The sequence below is a fragment of the Xenorhabdus griffiniae genome, from assembly GCF_015163655.1.
GTDB lineage: Bacteria > Pseudomonadota > Gammaproteobacteria > Enterobacterales > Enterobacteriaceae > Xenorhabdus > Xenorhabdus griffiniae.
On sequence record NZ_JADEUF010000211.1, the window covers coordinates 1 to 2,622 of the forward strand.

Annotated in this window: 3 protein-coding genes; 1 reads left to right on the forward strand and 2 read right to left on the reverse strand. The window is 31.0% G+C overall.

Features of this window, described 5'->3' with window-relative positions; translation table 11 throughout:
- The first annotated feature begins 514 nt into the window (after positions 1-514).
- Positions 515-838, forward strand: a complete 324-nt coding sequence (locus IQ211_RS18795; RefSeq protein ID WP_189760978.1) for a hypothetical protein — start codon at positions 515-517, stop codon at positions 836-838.
- 12 nt (positions 839-850) lie between these two features.
- Here IQ211_RS18795 and IQ211_RS18800 read toward each other — a convergent pair whose 3' ends face one another.
- Positions 851-1,636: a DUF4225 domain-containing protein gene (locus IQ211_RS18800; protein ID WP_223281841.1), complete on the reverse strand. Its 786-nt coding sequence runs from the start codon at positions 1,634-1,636 to the stop codon at positions 851-853.
- Positions 1,637-1,638: 2 nt separating this feature from the next.
- The gene (locus tag IQ211_RS18805) at positions 1,639-2,118 is read right to left on the reverse strand and encodes an Hcp family type VI secretion system effector (RefSeq protein WP_189760977.1); all 480 of its coding nucleotides are present in this window, start codon (positions 2,116-2,118) and stop codon (positions 1,639-1,641) included.
- Positions 2,119-2,622 lie beyond the last annotated feature (504 nt).

The window sequence follows — 2,622 nt, forward strand, 5'->3', positions numbered from 1 at the left end:
ATTATATTTTCCTTTTTTATTTCTGTTGTTGTTTTTGTTACTGACGTTAATTATTCAAGTGTTATACCGACCATTTTTATTTCACTTTTTTTTGCGTTGTTTTCTTCTTCTCCTAAATTAAAATATAAATCCTTTATGTTCTTGAGGAAGCATAAAGGATAGATGTGTCTATTTTTGTTATCTTTGGCTATGGCTCCAGTTTATTGATAGTAACGAATGTTCAGGTAATATTTAAAATGTAGCACAATTAGAATCAAATGCTTAGTAGCAGTGCTTATAACTCTAAGTGTAAAATTATTCTTTGCTTCTGAGTTAGAGAAGAATTACAATGTATTTATGGCAACTTATCAAAAAGTTAAGCAACTAAATAGCGTTTCAAAATGATAGGAGTATTCCTTATCCTGCGAGCCGCGCGAGATAAGAAACTCCAACATCTGATACTCTCAGTATTATGAAAACCTATTTAGAAGAAAAATTTCATTACAAATAATTAAAAAAACTGGTGGTTAAAAAAATGAATAGTGAAGAAATAGAAGAATTAATGAAAAAAAGTGGTTTTACTTTAAATGACATGAAGTTATTAAAAACCATAAATAAGAGAAGCGGCACTACATTGTTAGATGAAATGATGAATCTGGAAAATAGATTTTATAGACTCTTGTTGATCCTTCCTTTGGCGTTTATGGTGCTGGCGTTCTTTTTTTTAATGGCAGGTGAGGCTAATTTTAAAGGATTCTTTATAGCTATTGTTATTTTAATGCCTCTTGCTATATTTATAACTTCTTTCAGGTTAGCTTATAAATCGTTTATATTTATGCGAAAATACAAACGATTGTGAAGATTACTCTCATTATTCAATCGGGGTGTTATATGTGTCGTAGAGTGATTTTAATGTTACTCCATCTGCTGATATTTCAAATGATAGAGCATAGCCCCCCATAGCTTTATAACTGGTTATATAATCGTCATTTATATAATAAAATAATCTCCATGCCTCAGGTTTTAAGACATTTCTAAATACGCCGTATCCAGAAAGAGCTATGTCTACACCACCATAAACTAAATTTGCCGTTCTTTTATCTAACCCGATAAAATTAAAAGCATGTTCATAGCCTAATTTCAAATAACCTTTATAATCGGCATCGTTATTAAGTAATGATGTTAAATTTTCTTCAAAATTCCCTGCACCATGAACAATGAGCGCTGAACCTGCTACATAGCCAACCACCGTTTGACTTGTTGCGGTTACAATAGCAAGACCTGTGATAAACTGAACTGCTCCGGCGACTAAACCAATGCCTTTTAGAACATAAGTGTATGCGTCATTTTCTTTTTTTATTTCAATGGCTGCATATTTTTGAACTATATTATTTCTTATAATATTCTCTTGTTGAGATAAATATAACCGCTCTTGCTTTAAATTTTGTATCGCTTGTGATTTATCGGATTCAGAGGATGACTGGCTTAGTATTGTACCTAAATTGTAATCAGTAAATTTTTTAATTTCATTTTGAAATTTTCTTTTAACTGAAAAATTTTCTAGAAATGTTGATACTGATAATGCAGCTTCAGTTACACTTCTGGCAGTTAACGCTCCCATTGCAGAAAAATAATCATTATTTCTATTTATAAACATGATTAATAAACCCTATCATCCCAGAAGCTATAACCACTAGTGCCAGCCAAGTGATGTTGCCATGTTATGCTTTTGTATTTAAATGAGACGCTCTCTAATGGTTGTGCATCATTATGAGTTGATGAGTTAGGGCAAATAATATCAATATTGCAAATTGTTGCACCTGTGACTTTTATAGAAAAATAAAGAGATAACCCACCGTTGCTATCTGTTCTATACATATTAAACATACATTCTAGTTCTTCATTATCTGATATAGCTACTCCTAGTAATGGGGTTGATTTATCTATTGGTTTTTTTATGTTAATAGGCAAGTGATTTACATTTTGTTCTCTGGATAAAGAGGAGTTTAATTCGTAAATATATATTTGGTCTTCACGACCACTTTGATAAAGATTACCAATTGAACTTTCTGATGAACATCCAGAAGATATTAAACCTTGTTTTTTTCCTTTTATCGTTAAATAAATAATATTAGCCATTCTATTTTTCCTTGATGTATTTTTCTTACTATAAAATACAGAGTTATTATTTGCTTTGTCAATGATATTTATCATTTTTTAACAAAGTTAACTGTATTTAATTTATGGTGTTTTATGTTTCTATAAGTGAATATTTAAATGATTATATTTGCATCGTGTAATAGCATGGTTTTTCTTTGGGTTTTTATTTCCTAAATTTCGCTTAAATAATCTATACCCATCTCACTTCAAAATGCATATTGTTTCTCCCCGCGAAGCGGGGAGAAACAATGAGTTATGTTGTCTTATAATGAGCAACTTGAAAGTTAATGCGTATATGTGTAATTTTAAATGAGTTAGAGAAATGGCAAAGTGCTGAGTAATACACACGGCAATTTTAGAATAGTTTGGTTACAGGGCGGGATTCCACTTTGTATTTAATTTAATCAAAGATAAGCTGACTACGGAATTCTGCTGACCACGTTGCTCTTCGACGTTTAGCCACTTGACTATCTTTTATACTGG